Genomic DNA, 19,609 nt, shown 5'->3' with positions numbered 1-19,609 from the left:
GGGCGCGTACGAGCCGCCCGTACGGACTGTCCGTACGGGCGGCTCGTACGACTCGCCGCGGCGCGGCGCGCTACACCAGCAGGCTGACCGCCGCCGCGACCGCGAACCCCGCGACGGACAGCACCGATTCGAGCACCGTCCACGACTTGAGGGTGTCCCGCTCGGAGATCCCGAAGTACTTCGCGACGATCCAGAACCCGCCGTCGTTCACGTGCGAGGCGAAGATGGAACCCGCCGAGATCGCCATGATGACGAGCGCGGTGTGCGCCTGCGAGTAGTCGCCCTGTGCGAGCAGCGGGGCGACGATGCCCGCGGTGGTGACGATGGCGACGGTGGCCGAGCCCTGCGCGACGCGCAGCACCAGCGAGATGAGGTAGGCCAGCAGGATGACGGGCAGGCCCATGTCGTTGAACGTGTCCGCGAGCGCATCCGCGATGCCGCTGCCCGCCAGGACGGCGCCGAAGATGCCGCCCGCGCCGACCACCAGCAGGATGTTGCCGACGGGCTTGAGCGACGCCGTGCACACGGTCTCCAGCGACTTGCGCGACCAGCCGCGGCGTATGCCCAGCAGGTAGAACGAGAGCAGCAGCGCGATCGTCAGGGCGACGAACGGGTGGCCCAGGAACTCCACCACCGAGCGGAACGTGGACGGGTCCAGCGCGATGGACGAGAACGTCGCCGCGAGGATCAGCACCAGCGGCGTACCGATGATGCCGAGCACCGTACCCACGGACGCCGGGGTCTCGACCGGCTTGACGCCCGAGGCGCGCTGGTCGTCCTCGATGGCCTTACGGGACTCCTCGACGGCCTCCACCATGTCCTGCGGCACCTCGACGAAGACGCGTTCGCCGATCCACGCGGCGTACGCCCACGCGGCCAGCACGGCCGGGATGCCGCAGACGACGCCCATCAGGATGACCATGCCGAGGTCGACGTCGAGCAGTCCGGCGGCGGCCACCGGGCCGGGGTGCGGCGGCAGGAACGCGTGCGTCATGGAGAGGCCGGCGAGCAGCGGCATGCAGTACAGCAGGATCGATTTTCCGGAGCGCTTGGCCGCGGCGTACACGATCGGCGCCAGCACGAAGATGCCGACGTCGAAGAAGACGGGGATGCCGAAGATCAGGCCGGTGAGCCCCATCGCGAGCGGCGCGCGCCGCTCCCCGAACAGGCCGAGCAGCCGGGCGGAGAGGGCTTCGGCGCCGCCGGAGACCTCCAGGATGGCGCCGAGCATCGTGCCGAGCCCGATGATGATCGCGACGTGCCCGAGGATGCCGCCCATCCCGGACTCGATGACGGACACCGCGTCGGACTTCTGGACGGTGCCGAAGAGTTCGGTGACGGAGAGGCCCGCGGCGAGACCGACGGCGATGGACACCGCGAGCAGCGCCACGAAGGGCTGCAGGCGGATCTTGATGATGAGGTACAGCAGCAGGGCGATGCCGAGCGCGGCAACGGTCAGCAGACCGCCGGTGCCGTCTATGAGCAGCAGCAGACCACCTGTGTGCGGTGGCGCCTCGGGTTCTGGAGCGGCGATCAGCATGGGGAGACCTCGTTCGTTTCCGGGGGGAGTCCTTGGTGGCGGGCTCCTTGGCGTTCGGGCAGGGCGGATCGCGGCACGGCGCCTCGTGGGGGCGGGGCGGCTGCCGTGCCGGGCTCGTGGGGACGGGTGAGGGCGTGAAGGGGGTGAGGGGCGTGCCCGGCTCAGTCGAGGACGGCGAGCGCGTCGATCTCGATGAGGAGGCCGGCGGGGAGGCCGACGTAGACGGTCGTACGGGCGGCGGGCGGCTGCCGGAGGCCCTGCTCCGCGAAGTACGCGTTGTAGAGCTCGTTCATCTCGGCGAAGTGGCCGGTGTCGGTGAGGTAGACGCGCAGCATCATCACGTCGTCCCAGCCGGCGCCGCCCTCCTCGAGGATGGCCCGTACGTTCTCGAGGGTCTGCCGCGTCTGCTCGCGCAGCGTCGGCCCGGCGGGGGTCGGCGGCTGGCCCTCGACCGCGGGCAGGAAACCGACCTGCCCGGCGACCTGGAGGATGTTGCCCTTCCGCACGCCGTGCGAGAACGCGGCGGGCGGCGTGGTGTGGGTGCTCGGGGTGAGGGCTGTCTTGTCGCTCATGGTGTGGTTCCTGGCTTCCGTGCGATCACTGTGGCTGGGCATGGGGGTTTCGGGGGCCGGTGGCCGCCGCTCACCGGGGTTTCCCGGAGTAGTCGGCGCTGATGGCCTCGGCTGTACGGCGCACCAGCGGGAGGAGCGTGAGGAGTTCGTCGGCTGTGACCACCACGCTGGGCGCCGAGACGGACATCGCGGCGATGGCCCGCCCGTCGGCGCCCCGTACGGGTGCGCCGATGCAATTGATGGACTCCTCGTGGCCGCCGAGGTCGGTGGCCCAGCCCTGCTCCCGTACCTTCGCCAGTTCGGCGAGGAACGCGGCCGCGTTCGGCGTCGAACGGGCGGTGTACGCCGGGTAGTCGAGGCTCTCGGCGACCTCGCGCCGCTCGCGTTCGGGCAGGTCGGCGAGGAGCAGCTTGGCGACGGCGGCGACGGTGATCGCGACGGGCTTGCCGATCCGGGAGTACATCCGTACGGGGTAGCGGCTCTCCACCTTGTCGATGTAGAGCACCTCGTTCTCCTCGTACACGGCGAGGTGGACGGTGTGGCCCGTCTTCTCGTTCAGCCGTACGAGGTGGGGGTGGGCGATCTCGCGCACGTCCAGGTTCTCGATCGCCTCCTGGGCGAGCGCGAAGAGGCGGGCGCCGAGCCGGTAGCGCTGGTCCTGCTGGCGGTAGACGATGCCGTGCTCGTGCAGCGTGCGCAGCAGCCGCAGCGCGGTGGACTTGTGCACGCCGAGCCGCTGCGAGACCTGCTCCAGGTTGGCGGGCCCCTGCGCCAGCAGGGGCAGGATGCTCAGTGCTCGGTCGACGGTCTGACTCACGGTGCGATCGCCTTCTCTGTAGTCCAGCCGGGGCCGAGTCGCAGTGTGCCCCACGCCTCGGCGTCGAGGGCCACGAGGCGGTCGGCGGCGTCGCGGGCGGGCGGTTCGGCCAGGTCACCGGGCACGGTGAGGGCGGCTGCGGCCAGCAGATGCCCGTGCCGCAGCCGGTCACGGAGCGGCAGGCCGCGGAGCGTGGCGGAGAGGAAGCCGGCGGCGAAGGCGTCCCCGGCGCCGACGGACGCGACCACGTCGACGCGGAGCGCGGGGACGCGAACGCGCCGGTCGGGAGCGCGGCCGTCCGCGGCGCCGGAGCCGTGCGCGGCGTCCCGCTCCGGGGCCCCGTCACCGGCCGCACCTCCGCCCCGCTCCGGGGCGACCTCCCGTACGAACGCCGTCGCGCCCTCCGCGCCGTGCTTGACGACCAGCGTCTCCGGCTCCGGCAGCGCGGCGCGCAGGGCGTCCGGGCCGCCCGTGACGCCCCACGCGGCCTCCGCCTCGTCCTCGCCGACGAACACCAGGTCGCAGCCGCGGGCGAGTTCGAGCAGCACCCGCGGATCGGCCGGTGAACGCCACAGGCCGACGCGGTAGTTGACGTCGAACGAGACCAGCGGGCGGCCCTCGTACGGCGCGGTGAGCGTACGGGTCAGCGCCAGGCAGTCGGCGGACAGCGCGGCCGTGATGCCCGTGAGGTGCAGGATGCGCCCGGAGCGTGCGGCGTCGAGGTCGACGGTGCCGGGAGCCATGGCGGACGCGGCGGATCCGGCGCGGTAGTAGGCGACTTCGGCGGTGGACTGCACGGCGGGCTGTACGGCGGCGGGCTGCCCGGCGGTGGTCGCCCGCTCGCCGTCCGTACGGAAGTACACGCCGGTCGGCCGGTGCGGATCGCGCTGGACCGCGCCGGTGTCGACGCCGGCGGCGGCGATCGTACGGACGAGGTGGTCGCCGAAGCCGTCGGCGCCGACCCGGCTGACCCAGCGGGTGCTGTGCCCGGCGCCGGCGAGGGTGCAGGCGACATTGGACTCGGCGCCGCCGATGGCGCGCTCGAACGCCGGCACGTCGGCGAGCCGTCCGGGCCGTGAGGGCAGGAAGGTGACCATGGACTCGCCCAGACAGACGACGTCGACGTGCGGGGGGCTGGTCACGGTCCGTATCGCTCCTTCGGGTGCGGACTCCGGCTCTGGACTCGCCGGGACTCGGCTGACCCGGATCGTGGAGCGGCTCGCGCTCCATTGACCGGGTGTTCGCCGGGATGCTAGACAGCAGTAAGCGTTATGCGCAATGGGTGTTGCATTCCATGCAACAAGATCTTTTCTGGAGCCGCCATGCCTCCCACCGCGGACCTCGCCACCGACCGGCTCGCGGCGCTCGCCGACGACGTGGTCGACCACCGGTACAAGGGCATGCCGCCCGACGCCGCCGGCCGCCGCGTCGGCTCGCTCGCCGGCGACCGCCGCGACCTGTTCACCGGCGGCTTCACCACCCCGGTGCTGGCCCTGTCGGCGGAGGCCGTCGAGCACAACCTGGCCCAGCTCGAGGGCTTCGCCGAACGGCACGGCCTGGCCTTCGCCCCGCACGGTAAGACGTCCATGGCCCCGCAGCTGTTCGCCCGCCAACTGGCGTACGGCGCCTGGGGGATCACCGTCGCCGTGCCGCATCAGGTGCGGGTCTGCCGGGCGTTCGGCATCCGCCGGATCTTCCTCGCCAACGAGCTGGTGGACGCCGCCGCGCTGCGCTGGCTGGCCGGCGAGCTGGACGGCGACCCCGACTTCCGCTTCGTCTGCTACGCCGACTCCGTACGCGGCGTCGAGCTGATGGACGAGGCCCTCCGCGCCGCCGGCGCCCGCCGCCCGGTGGACGTGGTGGTCGAGCTCGCCGCGGGCGAGGGAGCGCGTACGGGCGCCCGTACGGACGCCGACTGCGCCGCCGTCGCCGACGCCGTGGCCGCCGCGGACACGCTCCGGCTGGTCGGCGTCGCGGGCTACGAGGGCGAGGTGCCGGACGCCGACACCGGCCGCGTCACGGCGTGGCTGCGCCGGCTCGCCGCGCTGGCCGCCGCCTTCGACGCGGCGGGGCGGTTCGGCGCGGACGTCGACGAGATCGTGCTGAGCGCGGGCGGCAGCGCCTGGTTCGACGCGGTCGCGGACGTCTTCGGTGAGGTGCCGGAGCTGTCGCGGCCGGTGCTGAAGCTGCTGCGCTCGGGGGCGTACGTCTCGCACGACGACGGCCACTACAAGGAGCTGACGCCGTTCAACCGGGTGCCCGAGGAGGGCGCCCTGATGTCGGCGTTCACGCTCTGGACGCAGGTCGTCTCGCGACCCGCGCCAGGACAGGCGTTCCTCAACGCCGGGAAGCGCGACGCCGCGCACGACCTGCACCTCCCCCGGGCGCACGTGGTGCGCTCGGCCCGCGACGGCTCCGTACGGTCCGCCGCGGGCATCACCGTCACCGGCCTCTCCGACCAGCACACCTGGCTGCGTACGGAGGACGGCGCCGAGCTGGAGGTCGGGGACTGGGTGGGGCTGCGCATGTCCCACCCGTGCACGATCTTCGACAAGTGGCAGCTGATCCCGCTGGTGGAGCCGGACGGCACGGTCTCCGACCTCATCCGCACGTTCTTCTAGAAGGGGCCCGGCAGACATGGACACCGTGATCCGCGGAGCACGCGTCGCCGACGGCTCCGGCGCGCCCTCGTACGAGGCCGACGTCGCGCTCGACGGCGGCCGTATCGCCGCCGTACGCACGGCCGCCGACGGCGGCGCGCGGCTGACCGCGCGGCACACCCTGGACGCGGACGGGCTCGTCCTCTCCCCCGGGTTCATCGACATGCACGCGCACAGCGACCTCGCGCTGCTCCGCGACCCGGACCACTCCGCCAAGGCGGCGCAGGGCGTCACCCTGGAGGTCATCGGGCAGGACGGGCTGTCGTACGCGCCGGTCGACGACCGCACACTGGACGCCGTACGGCAGGCCATCACCGGCTGGAACGGGGACGGTTCGGACATCGACTTCGACTGGCGCTCCGTCGGCGGCTACCTCGACCGGCTGGACCGCCAGGGCATCGCCGTCAACGCCGCCTACCTCATCCCGCAGGGCACCGTCCGCATGCTCGCCGTCGGCTGGGACGACCGCCCGGCGAGCGAGGACGAGATGCGGCACATGCGGCAACTCGTCGCCGAGGGACTGGAGCAGGGCGCGGTCGGGCTGTCCTCCGGGCTGACGTACACGCCCGGCATGTACGCCCCCACCGCCGAACTCACCGACCTGTGCCGGGTCGTCGCCCAGTACGGCGGCTACTACTGCCCGCACCACCGCTCGTACGGCGCGGGCGCCCTCGCCGCGTACGAGGAGATGGTCGGCCTGTGCCGCGAAGCGGGCTGCGCCCTCCATCTCGCCCACGCCACCATGAACTTCGGCGTGAACAAGGGCCGCGCCCCCGAGCTCCTCGCCCTTCTGGACAGCGCCCTCGCGGCGGGCGCGGACATCTCCCTCGACACGTACCCGTACACCCCCGGCTGCACCACCCTCGTCGCCATGCTGCCGAGCTGGGCGAGCGAGGGCGGCCCGGACGCGATCCTGTCGCGGCTGGCCGACGACGACGCCAGCGGGCGCATCCGGCACGCGATGGAGGTCGAGGGCTCGGACGGCTGCCACGGCGTGCCCATCGAGTGGGACACCATCGAGATCTCCGGCGTCTCACACCCGGAACTGCACGCGTACGTCGGCCGTACGGTCGCGGCGAGCGCGGCGGAACGCGGCGAGGAGCCCTTCACCACCGCACGCCGCCTGCTGACGGAGGACCGGCTCGGCTCCACGATCCTCCAGCACGTGGGCCACGAGGAGAACGTCCGCGCGATCATGCGGCACCCCGTCCACACGGGCGGCAGCGACGGCATCCTCCAGGGCGACAAGCCGCACCCGCGCGCGTACGGCACGTTCCCGCAGTACCTGGGCCGGTACGTACGGGAGTTGGGCGTGCTCTCCCTGGAGGAGTGCGTGGCCCACCTGACCGCCCGCCCGGCCGCCACGTTCGACACCCCGCGCACACTGCCGACGGGCATCCCGCACGTGCTGATCGACGGCCGCCCCGTCATCCGCGACGGCCACCGCACGGACACCCTCGCGGGGCGGTCGGTCCGCCGCACCGCGGCCTGAGCGCCTACCCGTCCGAACGGCGCCGGTACGGGTGCCACGACGCCGTCTGCACCGTGAAACCCATCGGCTCGGGGAACGTGATCTCCTGCCCGAACACGCCCTTGCCGGTCTCCACATACTGGCTGCCGTCGAGTTCCAGCACATGCCAGGTGGCGTCGTTCGGATCGATGATCAGGTAGACCGGGATGCCCGCCGCCGCGTAGCGCAGCCGTTTGTCGTCCCAGTCGCGTTTGATCGCGGTGGGGGTCGTGGACACGGTCTCCACCACGGCCAGGACGATCTGCGGGGGCCAGTCGGCGTCGGCGTCGTCCCCGGGGATGTCCTCGGAGCGGATGATGACGGCGTCGGCGCGGGGGCGGTAGTCGTCGGCAAGGAAGAGGCCGCGCTCATACCAGGTCTCGAACGGCTCGGGCGTGTGCCGTACGAGGTTTCGGACCGGGAGGTCGTGCAGATGGCCGGGGTTGGCCCGCATGACCAGCTCGCCGTCGAGGAGTTCAACGTGCAGGCCGTCGGGCAGGTCCAGCTCGTGCCATGCCTTGATGAGCGCGTTCATGCGGGACACGGGAGCCTCCTCGGTGCGTGGCTCAGTGCCAGGGTATGGCACCGCCCGACGCTCCGGCCCCGGTCACGTCTGGCCGTACGCCACCAGGGAGATGCCCACGTAGTGCACCGCGAAGGCGGCAAGTGTGAAGGAGTGGAACACCTCGTGGAAGCCGAACCAGCGGGGTGACGGGTTCGGGCGCTTGATGCCGTAGACGAGACCGCCCGCGCTGTAGAGGACGCCGCCGAGGATGACGCACACCAGCACCGCGATGCCGCCGTTGCGCAGGAAGTCGGGCAGGAAGAAGACGGCGGCCCAGCCCATCGCGATGTAGCACGGCGTGTACAGCCAGCGCGGGGCGCCGACCCACAGGACGCGGAAGGCGATGCCCACGATCGCGGCGATCCAGATGCCCCAGAGCAGGATCTGCTGGCGGCCGTCGGAGAGCAGCAGGATCGTCAGCGGGGTGTAAGTGCCCGCGATGATCAGGAAGATGTTCGCGTGGTCGAGGCGCCGCAGGACGGCGTTGACGCGCGGGCTCCACTCGCCGCGGTGGTAGAGGGCACTGATGCCGAACAGCAGGCAGGCGGTGAGCGTGTAGACGGCGCAGGCGACGCGCCCCGCCGTGGTGTCGGCCAGCGCGGTCAGGAACACCCCGGAGACCAGCGCGGCCGGGAACATGCCCAGGTGCAGCCAGCCGCGCAGCCGCGGCTTGATCGGCGGCACATGCGGGAGGTCCGGCGCGTGCTGTGCGTCCTCTGCCTGCTCTGCCTGCTGTGTGTCGGGCCGCTCCGACGACGGCTCCCCCGGTGCCGGGGGCGGGGGCGTCGTGTCCGGTACGGACGCTGAGGCTGAGGCCGGGGAGGCGTCGGTTTCCGCCATGCCCCCCTGTCCTGCCCATCCTCGCTCGGGCTCGTGCGCGGCAGCAGTCATGCCCTTCAGGCTACCTACGCTCCCGTAGGCAGCCGAACCCCGCCGCCCGCCACTCGGCCACCGCCCGCTGCCCGCCCGCTGCCCGCTCGCTGCCTGTCACCTGCCCGGTAACCCGCGCGACTCCGTGGCGTAACGCCCCGGACCCCGAGGAGTGGCGATGCTCACCTGAGCCTCCCTCTGGACACATGTAACGTCGCGCGCGATGATCAGATGAGCGAGAACGGCACCGGATGAGCGTTGCCACGAATGCATCCGGGTCGTGGCCCCCAAGGGGCAAGCTGTGTTTCACCCCGCAGAAGCGGATATGCGTGCTCATATCCGTACAACCCTCAAACCGTCTGGAGCGATCGTGGCGCGCAGCATTGCGGCTCCCACCACCACCCCGACCAGCCACCAGGAACTGATCTCCTGGGTCAACGAGATCGCCGATCTCACCGAACCCGACCGGATCGTCTGGTGCGACGGTTCGGAGGCGGAGTACGAGCGGCTGAGCGAAGAGCTCGTAGCGAAAGGCACGTTCAGGAAACTCGACCCGATCAAGCGCCCCAACTCGTACTACGCCGCTTCGGACCCGTCCGACGTCGCCCGCGTGGAAGACCGCACGTTCATCTGCTCGGAGCGGGAGGAGGACGCCGGCCCGACCAACCACTGGAAGGCCCCCGACGAGATGCGGGAGATCTTCCAGGGCGAGAACGGCGTCTTCCGCGGCGCGATGCGCGGCCGGACCATGTACGTGGTGCCGTTCTGCATGGGCCCGCTCGGCTCGCCGCTGTCCGCGCTGGGCGTCGAGATCACCGACTCCGCGTACGTCGCCGTGTCGATGCGCACCATGACCCGGATGGGGCAGCCGGTCCTGGACGAGCTCGGCGACGACGGCTTCTTCGTCAAGGCCGTGCACAGCGTGGGCGCTCCGCTCGCCGAGGGCGAGAAGGACGTGCCGTGGCCGTGCAACAGCACGAAGTACATCTCGCACTTCCCCGAGGCGCGTGAGATCTGGTCGTACGGCTCGGGCTACGGCGGCAACGCACTGCTCGGCAAGAAGTGCTACGCGCTGCGCATCGCGTCCGTCATGGCCCGCGACGAGGGCTGGCTCGCCGAGCACATGCTGATCCTCAAACTGACGCCGCCGCGCGGGGAGTCCAAGTACGTCGCCGCCGCGTTCCCGAGCGCCTGCGGCAAGACGAACCTCGCCATGCTGGAGCCGACGACCCCCGGCTGGACCGTCGAGACGATCGGCGACGACATCGCGTGGATGCGTTTCGGCCAGGACGGCCGGCTGTACGCCATCAACCCGGAGGCGGGCTTCTTCGGCGTCGCGCCGGGCACCGGCGAACACACCAACGCCAACGCCATGAAGACGCTCTGGGGAAACTCCGTCTTCACCAACGTCGCCCTCACCGACGACGGCGACGTGTGGTGGGAGGGCATGACCGAGGAGACGCCCGCCCGGCTCACGGACTGGAAGGGCAACGAGTGGACGCCGGAGTCCGGCACCCCGGCCGCCCACCCCAACGCGCGCTTCACCACCCCGGCCGGGCAGTGCCCGATCATCGCGCCGGAGTGGGAGGACCCCAGGGGCGTGCCGATCTCCGCCATCCTGTTCGGCGGCCGGCGCGCGTCCGCCGTACCGCTGGTGACCGAGTCGTTCAGCTGGCAGCACGGCGTCTTCCTGGGCGCGAACGTGGCCAGCGAGAAGACCGCCGCGGCGGAGGGCAAGGTCGGCGAGCTGCGCCGCGACCCGTTCGCGATGCTGCCGTTCTGCGGCTACAACATGGGCGACTACTTCGCGCACTGGATCAGGATCGGCGCGGAGGCCGACGAGTCGAAGCTGCCGAAGATCTACTACGTCAACTGGTTCAAGAAGAACGAGGACGGCAAGTTCGTGTGGCCGGGCTTCGGCGAGAACAGCCGGGTGCTGAAGTGGATCGTCGGCCGGCTGAACGGGGAGGCCGAGGGCGTCGAGACGCCCATCGGCGTACTCCCGACGAAGGACGCGCTGGACACGAACGGGCTCGGCCTGTCCGAGCAGGAGCTGGACTTCCTGCTGGCGGTCGACAAGGACGTGTGGCGCGACGAGGCGTCACTGGTGCCGGAACACCTCAACACCTTCGGTGAGCACACGCCGAAGGAGCTGTGGGACGAGTACCGGGCGCTGGTGGCACGGCTGGGCTGACGGGTCGGCTGTACGGGTCCGAGTCACGGGCGGGAGCGGGCGTGCCCTGCTTCCGCCCGTACGCGTACGAGGCGCGTACGCGTACGCGTACGAGGCTCCGGTGCCGGTGCCGGTGCCGTCACGCGGATGCCGTCAGGCCCAGCGCCGCGGCGTGGATCTCGAGGCGTTCGGCGGCCAGGGCCGCCGCGGCCTCGTCCTCGCGGGAGGTGGCGATCACGAGCGCCATGCCGGCGAGGTTGTGCGCCCGCTGGTGCAGTGCCGTGACGTGGCTCGGGCTCGCGCTCCGCGCGGAGGGCGCCGCGCGCAGCGGCGCACGGCCGCCGCCCAATCGCGCAGACTGGGCCGCGAGAAGCTGACCGGCCTCGTCCAGGTCGGGGCTCGGGGTGAGCGCGCGCAGTTCGTCGGTCACCGTCAGCAGCGCGGTCAGATGCCCGGCGAGGCGGATGTCGAGCTCTTCGTCGCGGGAACGGTGCGGCACATCCGTCTCGGCCATGGTGTGGACCGACGGGTTGCGGATCGGTTCGTACATGGGATGGCCTCCTGGCAAGTTCTGGGAAGCCATCCTAGCTTAGACAATGTCTAAAGTTGACCCGAATCAGTGAACGTCCGGGAATCGACCGCAGCGGGGAACGTACGGTAACACCCGGCCACACACCGTGACTTACGCTGCCCTCGTCCGCCGGTCAGGGCTGGCCGTAGCCGTCCAGGAACGTACCGATACGAGTGACCGCGTCGGCCAGCTCCGGCGCCGCCGGAAGCGTGACGATACGGAAGTGGTCCGGTTCCGGCCAGTTGAAGCCGGTGCCGTGCACCACCATGATCTGCTCGGCCCGCAGCAGGTCGAGCACCATCTGCCGGTCGTCCTTGATCTTGAAGACCTTCGGGTCGAGCCGCGGGAAGAGATAGAGCGCACCCTTCGGCTTCACGCAGGTCACGCCCGGAATCTGGGTGAGCAGGTCGTACGCGGTGTCGCGCTGCTCCAGGATGCGGCCGCCGGGCAGCACCAGGTCCTCGATGGACTGACGGCCGCCGAGCGCGGTGGCCACCGCGTGCTGCGCGGGCATGTTCGCGCACAGCCGCATGTTGGCCAGGATGGTGAGGCCCTCGATATAGCTCTCGGCGTGCCCCTTGGGACCGCAGACGGCGAGCCAGCCGCTGCGGTATCCGGCCACCCGGTAGTTCTTCGAGAGACCGTTGAAGGTCAGGGTGAGCAGGTCGGGCGCGATCACCGAAGTAGGCGTGTGGGTGGCGCCGTCGTAGAGGATCCGGTCGTAGATCTCGTCGGAGCAGACGATCAGCCGGTGGCGCCGGGCGATCTCGGTGAGCCCGCGCAGCATCTCCTCGTCGTAGACCGCACCCGTGGGGTTGTTCGGGTTGATGATGACGAGCGCCTTCGTGCGGTCGGTGATCTTCCGCTCGACATCGGCGAGATCGGGCATCCAGTCGGACTGCTCGTCGCAGCGGTAGTGCACGGCGGTGCCGCCCGCCAGGGAGACCGAGGCGGTCCACAGCGGGTAGTCGGGGGCGGGGACGAGGACCTCGTCCCCGTCGTCGAGCAGCGCCTGCATGGACATCTGGATCAGCTCGGAGACGCCGTTGCCCAGATAGACGTCCTCGACGGAGAGTTCGATGCCCTTGGTCTGGTAGTGCTGCATCACCGCGCGGCGGGCTGAGAGCAGCCCCTTGGCATCGCCGTATCCGTGTGCGTCTCCGACGTTGCGGAGCATGTCCTCGAGGATCTCGGGCGGGCACTCGAACCCGAACGCCGCCGGGTTCCCGGTGTTGAGCTTGAGGACGCGGTGACCTGCCGCCTCGAGCCGGGTCGCCTCCTCGAGCACCGGGCCCCGGATCTCGTAGCAGACATTGGCGAGCTTCGTCGACTGGATCACCTGCATGTTCGCCACTGTACGGGGGGCCTGCCCGGCGCGCCCGGTGTTTTCGGTCACCCCGGGCCTCCTCAGTGGCACTCGGGGTACGGGCCGGGCACGGGCCGCGGGACGGTCAGCCGGGAGACGGAATAGTCGCCAGTCGCTGAATATTGACAGTCACTCCTTTTTTCGAGTTACTGTCAGCAAGCGCCGCTCCAGACGGACACACCGGCTCTCACCCGGAGGCAGCCATGACGACCCCCGCACCCGACCCGCGCCGCTGGTGGGCCCTCGGCGCACTCGGCGCGTGCATGCTCGTCCTCGGCTTCGACCTGACGATCCTCAACGTCGCCCTGCCCGAGATGGCCGCCCAACTCGACGCCGACACCGGCGAGATGCAGTGGATCGTGGACGCGTACGTCGTCGTGTTCGCCGCCACGATGCTGCCCGCCGGACTGCTCGGCGACCGTTTCGGACGGCGCCGCATGCTGATCGCCGGGCTCGTGGTCTTCCTCGCCGGTTCGCTCGCCGGCACCCTCGCGGACACCCCGGCATGGGTGATCGCCGCCCGTACGGGCATGGGCCTGGGCGCCGCGCTGATGACTCCGCTGGCGCTGTCCGTCGTGCCGTCCCTCTTCGAGGGCGCCGAACGCACGAAGGCGATCGGCGTCATCACCGCCGCCGTCGCGGCCGGGATGCCGCTCGGCCCCGTCATCGGCGGCTGGCTCCTCGACAACTACTGGTGGGGTTCGATCTTCCTGATCAATCTGCCGCTCGCCGGCCTCGGCATCGTCGCCTGCGCCCTGCTGCTGCCCGAGACGCGCGACCCGAACTCGCCGCGGGTCGACCCGGTCAGCGCCGTCCTCAGCGTCGCCGGGCTGGGCGCGCTCGTCTTCGGCATCATCGAGGCGCCCGAGCGCGGCTGGGCCGACCCCCTCGTCCTCGGGTGCTTCGCCGCCTCCGCGGCGCTGATCGCCCTGCTCGCGCGGCGCGAGCGGCAGGCCGCGCACCCGATGCTCGACCTCGAACTCCTCGCCCACCGCGGCTTCCTGTGGAACACCGTCGCCGCGACGCTCGTGACCCTCGTGATGGGCGGGCTGCTGTTCGTACTGCCGCAGTATCTGCAGGCGGTGCTCGGTTACGACGCGCTGGGCACGGGCGTACGGCTGATGCCGATGATGGCGGGCCTGCTGGTCGCCGCCCGCGGCGCGGGCCCGCTGGCCGCGCGGTTCGGCCCGCGGCCGGTGGTCAGCGGCGGCCTGCTGACGCTGGCGTTCGCGGCGCTGCTGGGCGCCCGTACGGAGCTGGGTGACGGGTACGCGTTCACCGCCGGCTGGCTGACGGTCACCGGTCTCGGTGTCGGCTTCGCCATGGTGCCGGCGATGGACTCGGCGCTGTCCACGCTGCCGCCGGACCGCTCGGGCAGCGGTTCCGGACTGCTGATGACCATGCGGCAGATGGGCGCCGCGATCGGCGTCGCGCTGCTGGGGAGTCTGCTGTCGGGCGCGTACGAGAGCCGGCTGGACACGGACGGTCTGCCGTCCGCCGCGGCCGCGGCCGCCCGCGACTCGGTGGTCGGCGCGCAGGCGGTGGGCGAGCGGTTGGGTGCGGAGGCGGTGGCCGAGTCGGCCCGTTCGGCGTTCCTGCAGGGTATGGGCCTGGTGCTGGTGGTGTGCGCACTCGCCTCATTGGCCGCGGCGGTGCTTGTCGCGCTGCTGCTGCCGAACCGGCGCCCGGGGTCGAAATCCGTCACAGACGGCATGGACATGGCCCCGGTGGACAGGGATGGCGGACAATGAAAGCCATGACCGCCGCACGTACGAAACCTGCCGTCACCTCCCGGAAACCAGGGCTGCGGGAACGGAAGAAGATCCAGACCCGTAAGGCGATCCGGCAGGCCGCCTACAAGCTCTTCTGCAAGCAGGGTTACGACGCCACGCCCGTCGACCAGATCGCCGAGGCTGCCGAGGTCTCGCCCAGCACGGTCTTCCGGTACTTCCCGACCAAAGAGGACATCGTCCTGACGGACGAGTACGACCCCTTGATCGCGGAGGCTCTGGCGCAGCGGCCGCCGGAGGAGCCGCCGGTGACCGCGTTGCGCGAGGCGCTCTGCGCCATCCTGTCCCGTCAACTGGACGGACGGGAGAACGCCGAGGCCATGCAGCGCATGCTGCTGATCCGGGACGTGCCGGCCGTACGCGCCCGCATGACCGAACACACCGCCGTGACCAGCCGGTTGCTGATCCGCGTGCTGTCGGAGCGCACCGGGCGGCCGGAGGACGACATGGAGCTGCGGGTCGTGACCGGTGCGGTGATGGGTGCGCTGACCGAGGCGATGTACCACTGGATGGAGCACGGGCTGGAGGGCGAGCTCGCCGACCGGGTGTCGCACGCGCTGCTGGTGCTGGAGCGCGGCCTGACGCTCTGAACCGCGGAGCACTGAGCCGCGGAGCACTGAGCCGCGGCGCTCAGGCCGCGCACGTACGCGGGCACGGCGTGGACCGGCACGTACGTACGCGGGTCAGTCCGCGCCGAGGGCGTGCGCCAGGGTGTCCGGTTCGGCGGTGGGCGCGTCGCAGGTGAAGCCGCGGCAGACGTACGCCGCCGGGCGCCCTTCCAGCAGCGGCCGCCCGCGCAGCAGCGGCACCGGCTCCTGCTCACGCTCCCGCTCTCCCTCCGGTCCCTGCTCGGGCTCCCCCACGGCCACCGCCGCGCCGGGTGCCGTCGCGAGCAGCGCCGTACGGTGCAGCGCGTCCCGCGCCGGGTCGCCGTCAGCGCCGACGACGGCGACCTCGCGCGGCCCGTCCAGCGCCGCTTCGGCCGCCGCCAGTCCCCAGCCGATGAAGCGCGGTGCGCGGGCGGCGAGCGCCTTGACGATGCCCAACGCCCGTTCGGCGGCCTCGCGGTGGCGGCTGCTGCCGGTGTAGGCGGCGTAGGACAGCAGGGCGTTCGCCGCCGCCGTCCAGCCGGAGGGGGTGGCGTTGTCGGTCGGGTCCTGGGGGCGGCGGATCAGCCGCTCGGCGTCGTCCGCCGTGTCGTAGAGCGTGCCGTCCTCGCCCGTGAAGTGCCGGAGCACGGCCTCCAGCAGGGTGCCGGACAGCTGGAGCCAGGCGCTCTCGCCGGTGACGGCGTAGAGCGTCAGCATCCCCTCCGCGACATCGCCGTAGTCCTCCAGCACGCCCGCGCTGGGGCCCGCGACGCCGTCCCGTGAGGTGCGGAACAGCCGTCCGCGCTCGTCCGTGTGCACCGCGAGCAGCAGGTCCGCGGCTCCGGTGGCGGCCTCCACCAGGTCGGGGCGGCCGAAGAAGGCGCCGGTCTCGGCGAGGGCGGCGACGGCCAGCCCGTTCCAGGCTGCGACGACCTTCTCGTCCCGCCCGGGGCGCGGCCGCCCCGCGCGCGCGGCGAACAGCCGCTCCCGTACGGAGGCCGCCCGCGCGTCGTCGAAGGGGCCCGCGTCCGCGTCCCCCTCCGGCTCCGTCCCGGCGTCCCCCTCCGGGTCCGCCACGGAGGGCGGCAGCCGGAGCACCGACGCGCCCTCCTCGAACGTCCCCTCCGCGGTGACCCCGAACAGCCGGGCCGCGTACGCTCCGTCGTCCTCCCCCAGCACCTCGGCGAGCTGACCGGGGGTCCAGACGTAGTACGCGCCCTCCTTGTGGCGTCCCGTGCCGTCGTCGCTGTCCGCGTCGAGCGCGGAAGCGAAGCCGCCGTGCTCGGTGCGCAGTTCGCGTACGAGGAAGTCCGCGGTCTCCAGCGCGACGCGGCGGGCGAGGGCGGAGCCGGTGGCGCGCCACAGGTGTGCGTAGACGCGGCAGAGCAGCGCGTTGTCGTAGAGCATGCGCTCGAAGTGCGGGACCACCCACTCCGCGTCCACGGAGTAGCGCGCGAAGCCGCTGCCGAGCTGGTCGTAGATCCCGCCGCGCGCCATCGCCTCGCAGGTCTGCCGCACCATCTGCAGCGCGCCTTCCGAGCCGGTGCGCGCGTGGTGCCGCAGCAGGAACTCCAGCGCCATCGCGGGCGGGAACTTGGGCGCGCCCCCGAACCCGCCGCGCGACGCGTCGAAGTCCCGGGTGAGCCCGAGCAGCGCGGCGCCCAGCTCCTCCGCGCCGGGCGGCAGCGGCCGGTCGTACGCGATGCCGCGCCCGGCCAGATCCCGCACGATCCCGCCGGCCACCTCGCCCACCTCGTCCCTGCGCTCCGCCCAGGCGACGCGTACTCCTTCGAGTACCTGCCGGAACGACGGCATGCCGTGCCGCGGTTCCGGCGGGAAATAGGTGCCGAAGTAGAACGGCTCGGCCCCGGGCGTGAGAAACACGGTCATCGGCCAGCCGCCGTGCCCGGTCGCGGCCTGCACGGCCTCCATGTAGACGGCGTCGACATCCGGCCGTTCCTCACGGTCGACCTTGACCGACACGAAGTGCTGATTGAGGAACTCCGCGGTCACGTGATCGGCGAAGCTCTCGTCGGCCATCACATGGCACCAGTGACACGCGGAGTAGCCGACGGACAGCAGAATGGGCACGTCGCGGCGCTTGGCCTCCTCGAAGGCACCCGGTCCCCACGGCCACCAGTCAACGGGGTTCTCCGCGTGCTGCAGCAGATAAGGCGAGCTCGCACCAGCCAACCGGTTCATACGGCCAGCCTCTCACGCCGCCGCAGCACCGTTCAGACCCCGCGCCGCCCGACGCGGACGGAAGTGGCCTGCTCGCCGATCATGGTCGTCGCTTCCCCCCGTCGGGATCCTGGGTGAAGGACGGCATCTTTGTGTGGTCGGGGTTGCCGTCGTGGCCATGCAGGAGATAGTGCGCCTCGCCCGGGTGGCGTCGTACCCGCGACTGCCGCCAGGCGACGTCGAACGAAAGCCGACGCGGCGGTGTAGCGTGCTTCCGGGCCCGGCGCATCAGGCGCAAGGCACGCCAACTGGTGTGCGGGGACAGAAACTTCTTGGCCGCGAGCTCCGGCTCCCCCCAGCGCCCGCTCTCACCCGATACGTCGAGTAGGTAACCGCGGCCGGGCTCGGCGGGGAGCAAGAACTTGTCCTTCTCGACCGACTCCCAGTCGGGAAGCACGTGTTCAAGACGCAACCGCAGCCTCGGCCCACCGTCTCCAGGCAGTACGGGACGCAACTCGGACAGAGCGCGCAGTCCCGCTGCACACTTCCCTGTACCAGGCGGACCGACAATCACGACCACATGCTCGCCCCGGTCCAATTTCGCGAGCGCTTCGGGAGCAGTGGTGATCTGCTTGCCTTCCTCGTCCTCGGCGACCCAGGCGTGGCGGACAGCGTTGAGTTCCTCTTGAGGCACGGACTCGGTGGGCAATGGCTCCTGCTGGTGCAGATTGATGTCCCGCCCCGCCTGCAGCAACGTCGAGTTGGTGTTGTTGCTGGCGTGGTTGCCGCCGCCGTGTGCCCAATTGCCGGTATGTGTGGTAACTGAGGTCACGGCCCGTTCAAGCCCCCGGATTCCGCGGCGGAACACCGTAGTTGATGCCTCCACTGCCCGCGTCCACGTCGCCAAGCGCCTGCACGATCTGACTACCGCTGTTGTGTTGCGCGCTCAGTGTGGGGGTGTCGGCCAAGGGCGGATTCTGCGGGGCGGGCAGAAGGGTTGCCAGTTCGTCGTCCATGTCCGGGTAGCGGTCCAAGTAGGCGGCGAGCTGCAGGACGAGCCGCTGCTCCAGTTGTCGGCGTACTTCGTCGCGATCTGTCTCGGTGGCACCGGCGAGAGATTGCGCCGCATCGTCAAGCAGTTCCATCTGCCGGTCCGCCGCGGTCTCCCCGTCTCGCCTCAAGAATCGGGCCATGGCTCCGCGTAAGGATTCCCAGCCGCCCCTGGCGATCTCGGTCACCAGGGCGCTCGCTGCAGGCACGGCCAGTGCCATCGCATCCAGTTCTGCGGCCACTGCTCCCCCTCGCTCGGTACGCCTTCACCCTCGACCACCACAGCTTGCGATCGGTCGGGGACGCAGAGCAACACTCTTGGAGGTCATGGCAAACAGGCGCATCTGGTCGAACACGCCACGAACACACACCGACTCGAATAAGCCCTTCCGTGCCCTACTTGACAAGCCTTCCAGGCCCTCATAAAGCGGCTACGGTCGTTAGTTCGATGCGAAATGAGCCACTCCTTTGTATCCATGATAGATTTTGGATATACACAGAAGGGGTCCCATGGGCAAGACACTGATCGAGATCGACGAAGACGCACTGGCTGTAGCGCAGGACGCGTTCGGCACCAAGACGAAGAAGGACACCGTCAACCGCGCCCTGCGCGAGGTCAGTGACCGGGTCAAGCGGCACGAGGCGCGCATGGCAGCGGAACGGATCGCCGCCGAGGCGCTGGACCTCGACGCCTTGGCAGACAAGATCACCTACCGCCCCGGCCCCACCGTCGGCGGTGACCAGGGTCAGGCCGCGTGAAATACCTTGCGGACACCTCAGCGGTGGCCCGCTTCCTTCGACACGGCGCGGACGCCTGGGGGTGGGGAGAAGCGCTGGACTCCGGGCTGGCCGGCATGTGCGAGATCACAGAGATAGAAGTTCTTCGCTCCGCACGGTCATCCGCACATCACAAGCAGATCCAGCAGTATCTGAGTGGGTTCTACGGCTGGGCGCCGATCCCGGACAGCGCATTCCGGCGGGCCCTGCAAGTTCAGCAGATTCTTGTCGATCACGGCGAGCACCGCAGCGCGGGGCCCGTCGACCTCCTTGTCGCGGCGGCGGCTGAACTGTCCGACCTCATCCTCCTGCACTGCGACCGCGACTTCGAGACCATCGCCCGGCACACCGGCCAAGCCACGTTAAGGCTCACGGACAGCGCCCGACCATAACTGCTCGCCCGGCGCCTACCGCTCCACGGGTCCGCTCGGTAACCGAGGACTCCGGGAGTGGCTCGAGCACATGACGGCACAGGCGGGCCATGTGACAGCCCTGGAACGGGGCCGGACGGATGGCGTGTTGGGCCGCGGTAAGATCGCCCGGCGCGGTGTGGTGCGCCGCGCCGCGTTCACAGATG

General features: G+C 70.9%; 18 protein-coding genes. 7 read left to right on the top strand and 11 right to left on the bottom strand.

The genetic code is table 11. The features are described from left to right. Positions 1-70: 70 nt before the first annotated feature. The 4 genes from DVA86_RS14750 to DVA86_RS14735 form a co-directional block, all read right to left on the bottom strand. Complete coding sequence (locus DVA86_RS14750) at positions 71-1,540, bottom strand: GntP family permease (RefSeq protein WP_208878789.1); 1,470 nt, start codon at positions 1,538-1,540, stop codon at positions 71-73. A 161-nt stretch (positions 1,541-1,701) separates the two neighbouring features. Continuing rightward, positions 1,702-2,112, bottom strand: coding sequence for a RidA family protein (locus tag DVA86_RS14745; RefSeq protein ID WP_208878787.1), 411 nt, complete (start codon positions 2,110-2,112; stop codon positions 1,702-1,704). Positions 2,113-2,182: 70 nt separating this feature from the next. Then, on the bottom strand, positions 2,183-2,929 hold the full coding sequence (locus DVA86_RS14740; protein ID WP_208878786.1) for an IclR family transcriptional regulator: 747 nt from the start codon (positions 2,927-2,929) through the stop codon (positions 2,183-2,185). Beyond that, positions 2,926-4,080, bottom strand: a complete 1,155-nt coding sequence (locus DVA86_RS14735; protein WP_425470984.1) for a sugar kinase — start codon at positions 4,078-4,080, stop codon at positions 2,926-2,928. Before DVA86_RS14735 ends, DVA86_RS14740 begins: the two co-directional genes overlap by 4 nt. Positions 4,081-4,251: 171 nt before the next feature. Here DVA86_RS14735 and DVA86_RS14730 point away from each other — a divergent pair, with 171 nt between their 5' ends. Beyond that, a complete protein-coding gene (locus DVA86_RS14730; RefSeq protein ID WP_208878784.1) occupies positions 4,252-5,550 on the top strand; it encodes an alanine racemase in 1,299 nt (432 codons plus the stop codon). Between the two features lie 16 nt (positions 5,551-5,566). Then, positions 5,567-7,081: an N-acyl-D-amino-acid deacylase family protein gene (locus DVA86_RS14725; RefSeq protein WP_208878782.1), complete on the top strand. Its 1,515-nt coding sequence runs from the start codon at positions 5,567-5,569 to the stop codon at positions 7,079-7,081. A 4-nt stretch (positions 7,082-7,085) separates the two neighbouring features. On the opposite strand, the gene DVA86_RS14720 is transcribed toward DVA86_RS14725, so the two are convergent. Both DVA86_RS14720 and trhA read right to left on the bottom strand, forming a co-directional pair. Further along, positions 7,086-7,634: a Uma2 family endonuclease gene (locus DVA86_RS14720; protein ID WP_245997631.1), complete on the bottom strand. Its 549-nt coding sequence runs from the start codon at positions 7,632-7,634 to the stop codon at positions 7,086-7,088. Positions 7,635-7,706: 72 nt separating this feature from the next. Further along, positions 7,707-8,504, bottom strand: a complete 798-nt coding sequence (trhA, locus tag DVA86_RS14715; protein ID WP_208878778.1) for a PAQR family membrane homeostasis protein TrhA — start codon at positions 8,502-8,504, stop codon at positions 7,707-7,709. Between the two features lie 400 nt (positions 8,505-8,904). Between trhA and DVA86_RS14710 the strand changes: the two genes are divergently transcribed. Continuing rightward, on the top strand, positions 8,905-10,728 hold the full coding sequence (locus DVA86_RS14710; RefSeq protein ID WP_208878776.1) for a phosphoenolpyruvate carboxykinase (GTP): 1,824 nt from the start codon (positions 8,905-8,907) through the stop codon (positions 10,726-10,728). A gap of 118 nt (positions 10,729-10,846) precedes the next feature. Here the strand turns inward: DVA86_RS14710 and DVA86_RS14705 are convergent, their stop codons facing one another. Beyond that, the gene (locus DVA86_RS14705; protein WP_208878774.1) at positions 10,847-11,257 is read right to left on the bottom strand and encodes an SCO4983 family protein; all 411 of its coding nucleotides are present in this window, start codon (positions 11,255-11,257) and stop codon (positions 10,847-10,849) included. Between the two features lie 154 nt (positions 11,258-11,411). After that, positions 11,412-12,623, bottom strand: coding sequence for a pyridoxal phosphate-dependent aminotransferase (locus DVA86_RS14700; RefSeq protein ID WP_208884696.1), 1,212 nt, complete (start codon positions 12,621-12,623; stop codon positions 11,412-11,414). 224 nt (positions 12,624-12,847) lie between these two features. Here DVA86_RS14700 and DVA86_RS14695 point away from each other — a divergent pair, with 224 nt between their 5' ends. Then, on the top strand, positions 12,848-14,395 hold the full coding sequence (locus DVA86_RS14695; RefSeq protein WP_208878773.1) for an MFS transporter: 1,548 nt from the start codon (positions 12,848-12,850) through the stop codon (positions 14,393-14,395). Between the two features lie 5 nt (positions 14,396-14,400). After that, positions 14,401-15,024 (top strand): TetR/AcrR family transcriptional regulator, encoded by a 624-nt coding sequence (locus DVA86_RS14690; protein ID WP_208878771.1) that lies wholly within the window; start codon positions 14,401-14,403, stop codon positions 15,022-15,024. Between the two features lie 93 nt (positions 15,025-15,117). Here DVA86_RS14690 and DVA86_RS14685 read toward each other — a convergent pair whose 3' ends face one another. The 3 genes from DVA86_RS14685 to DVA86_RS14675 form a co-directional block, all read right to left on the bottom strand. After that, positions 15,118-17,226 carry a thioredoxin domain-containing protein gene (locus DVA86_RS14685; RefSeq protein ID WP_208878769.1) on the bottom strand — a complete coding sequence of 703 codons (2,109 nt, stop codon included), beginning with the start codon at positions 17,224-17,226 and terminating at the stop codon, positions 15,118-15,120. 79 nt (positions 17,227-17,305) lie between these two features. Continuing rightward, positions 17,306-18,037, bottom strand: coding sequence for a hypothetical protein (locus DVA86_RS14680; protein WP_208878768.1), 732 nt, complete (start codon positions 18,035-18,037; stop codon positions 17,306-17,308). Between the two features lie 7 nt (positions 18,038-18,044). Then, a complete protein-coding gene (locus tag DVA86_RS14675) occupies positions 18,045-18,497 on the bottom strand; it encodes a hypothetical protein (RefSeq protein WP_208878766.1) in 453 nt (150 codons plus the stop codon). Positions 18,498-18,765: 268 nt separating this feature from the next. On the opposite strand from DVA86_RS14675, the gene DVA86_RS14670 reads away from it, so the two are divergent. Together DVA86_RS14670 and DVA86_RS14665 are read left to right on the top strand one after the other, a co-directional pair. Beyond that, positions 18,766-19,014: a type II toxin-antitoxin system VapB family antitoxin gene (locus DVA86_RS14670; RefSeq protein WP_208878764.1), complete on the top strand. Its 249-nt coding sequence runs from the start codon at positions 18,766-18,768 to the stop codon at positions 19,012-19,014. Beyond that, positions 19,011-19,424 (top strand): PIN domain nuclease, encoded by a 414-nt coding sequence (locus tag DVA86_RS14665; protein ID WP_208878762.1) that lies wholly within the window; start codon positions 19,011-19,013, stop codon positions 19,422-19,424. Before DVA86_RS14670 ends, DVA86_RS14665 begins: the two co-directional genes overlap by 4 nt. Positions 19,425-19,609 lie beyond the last annotated feature (185 nt).

Origin of the sequence: Streptomyces armeniacus, from assembly GCF_003355155.1 — a bacterium.
Lineage (GTDB): Bacteria > Actinomycetota > Actinomycetes > Streptomycetales > Streptomycetaceae > Streptomyces > Streptomyces armeniacus.
This window is presented reverse-complemented; position numbering and strand designations above follow the sequence as displayed.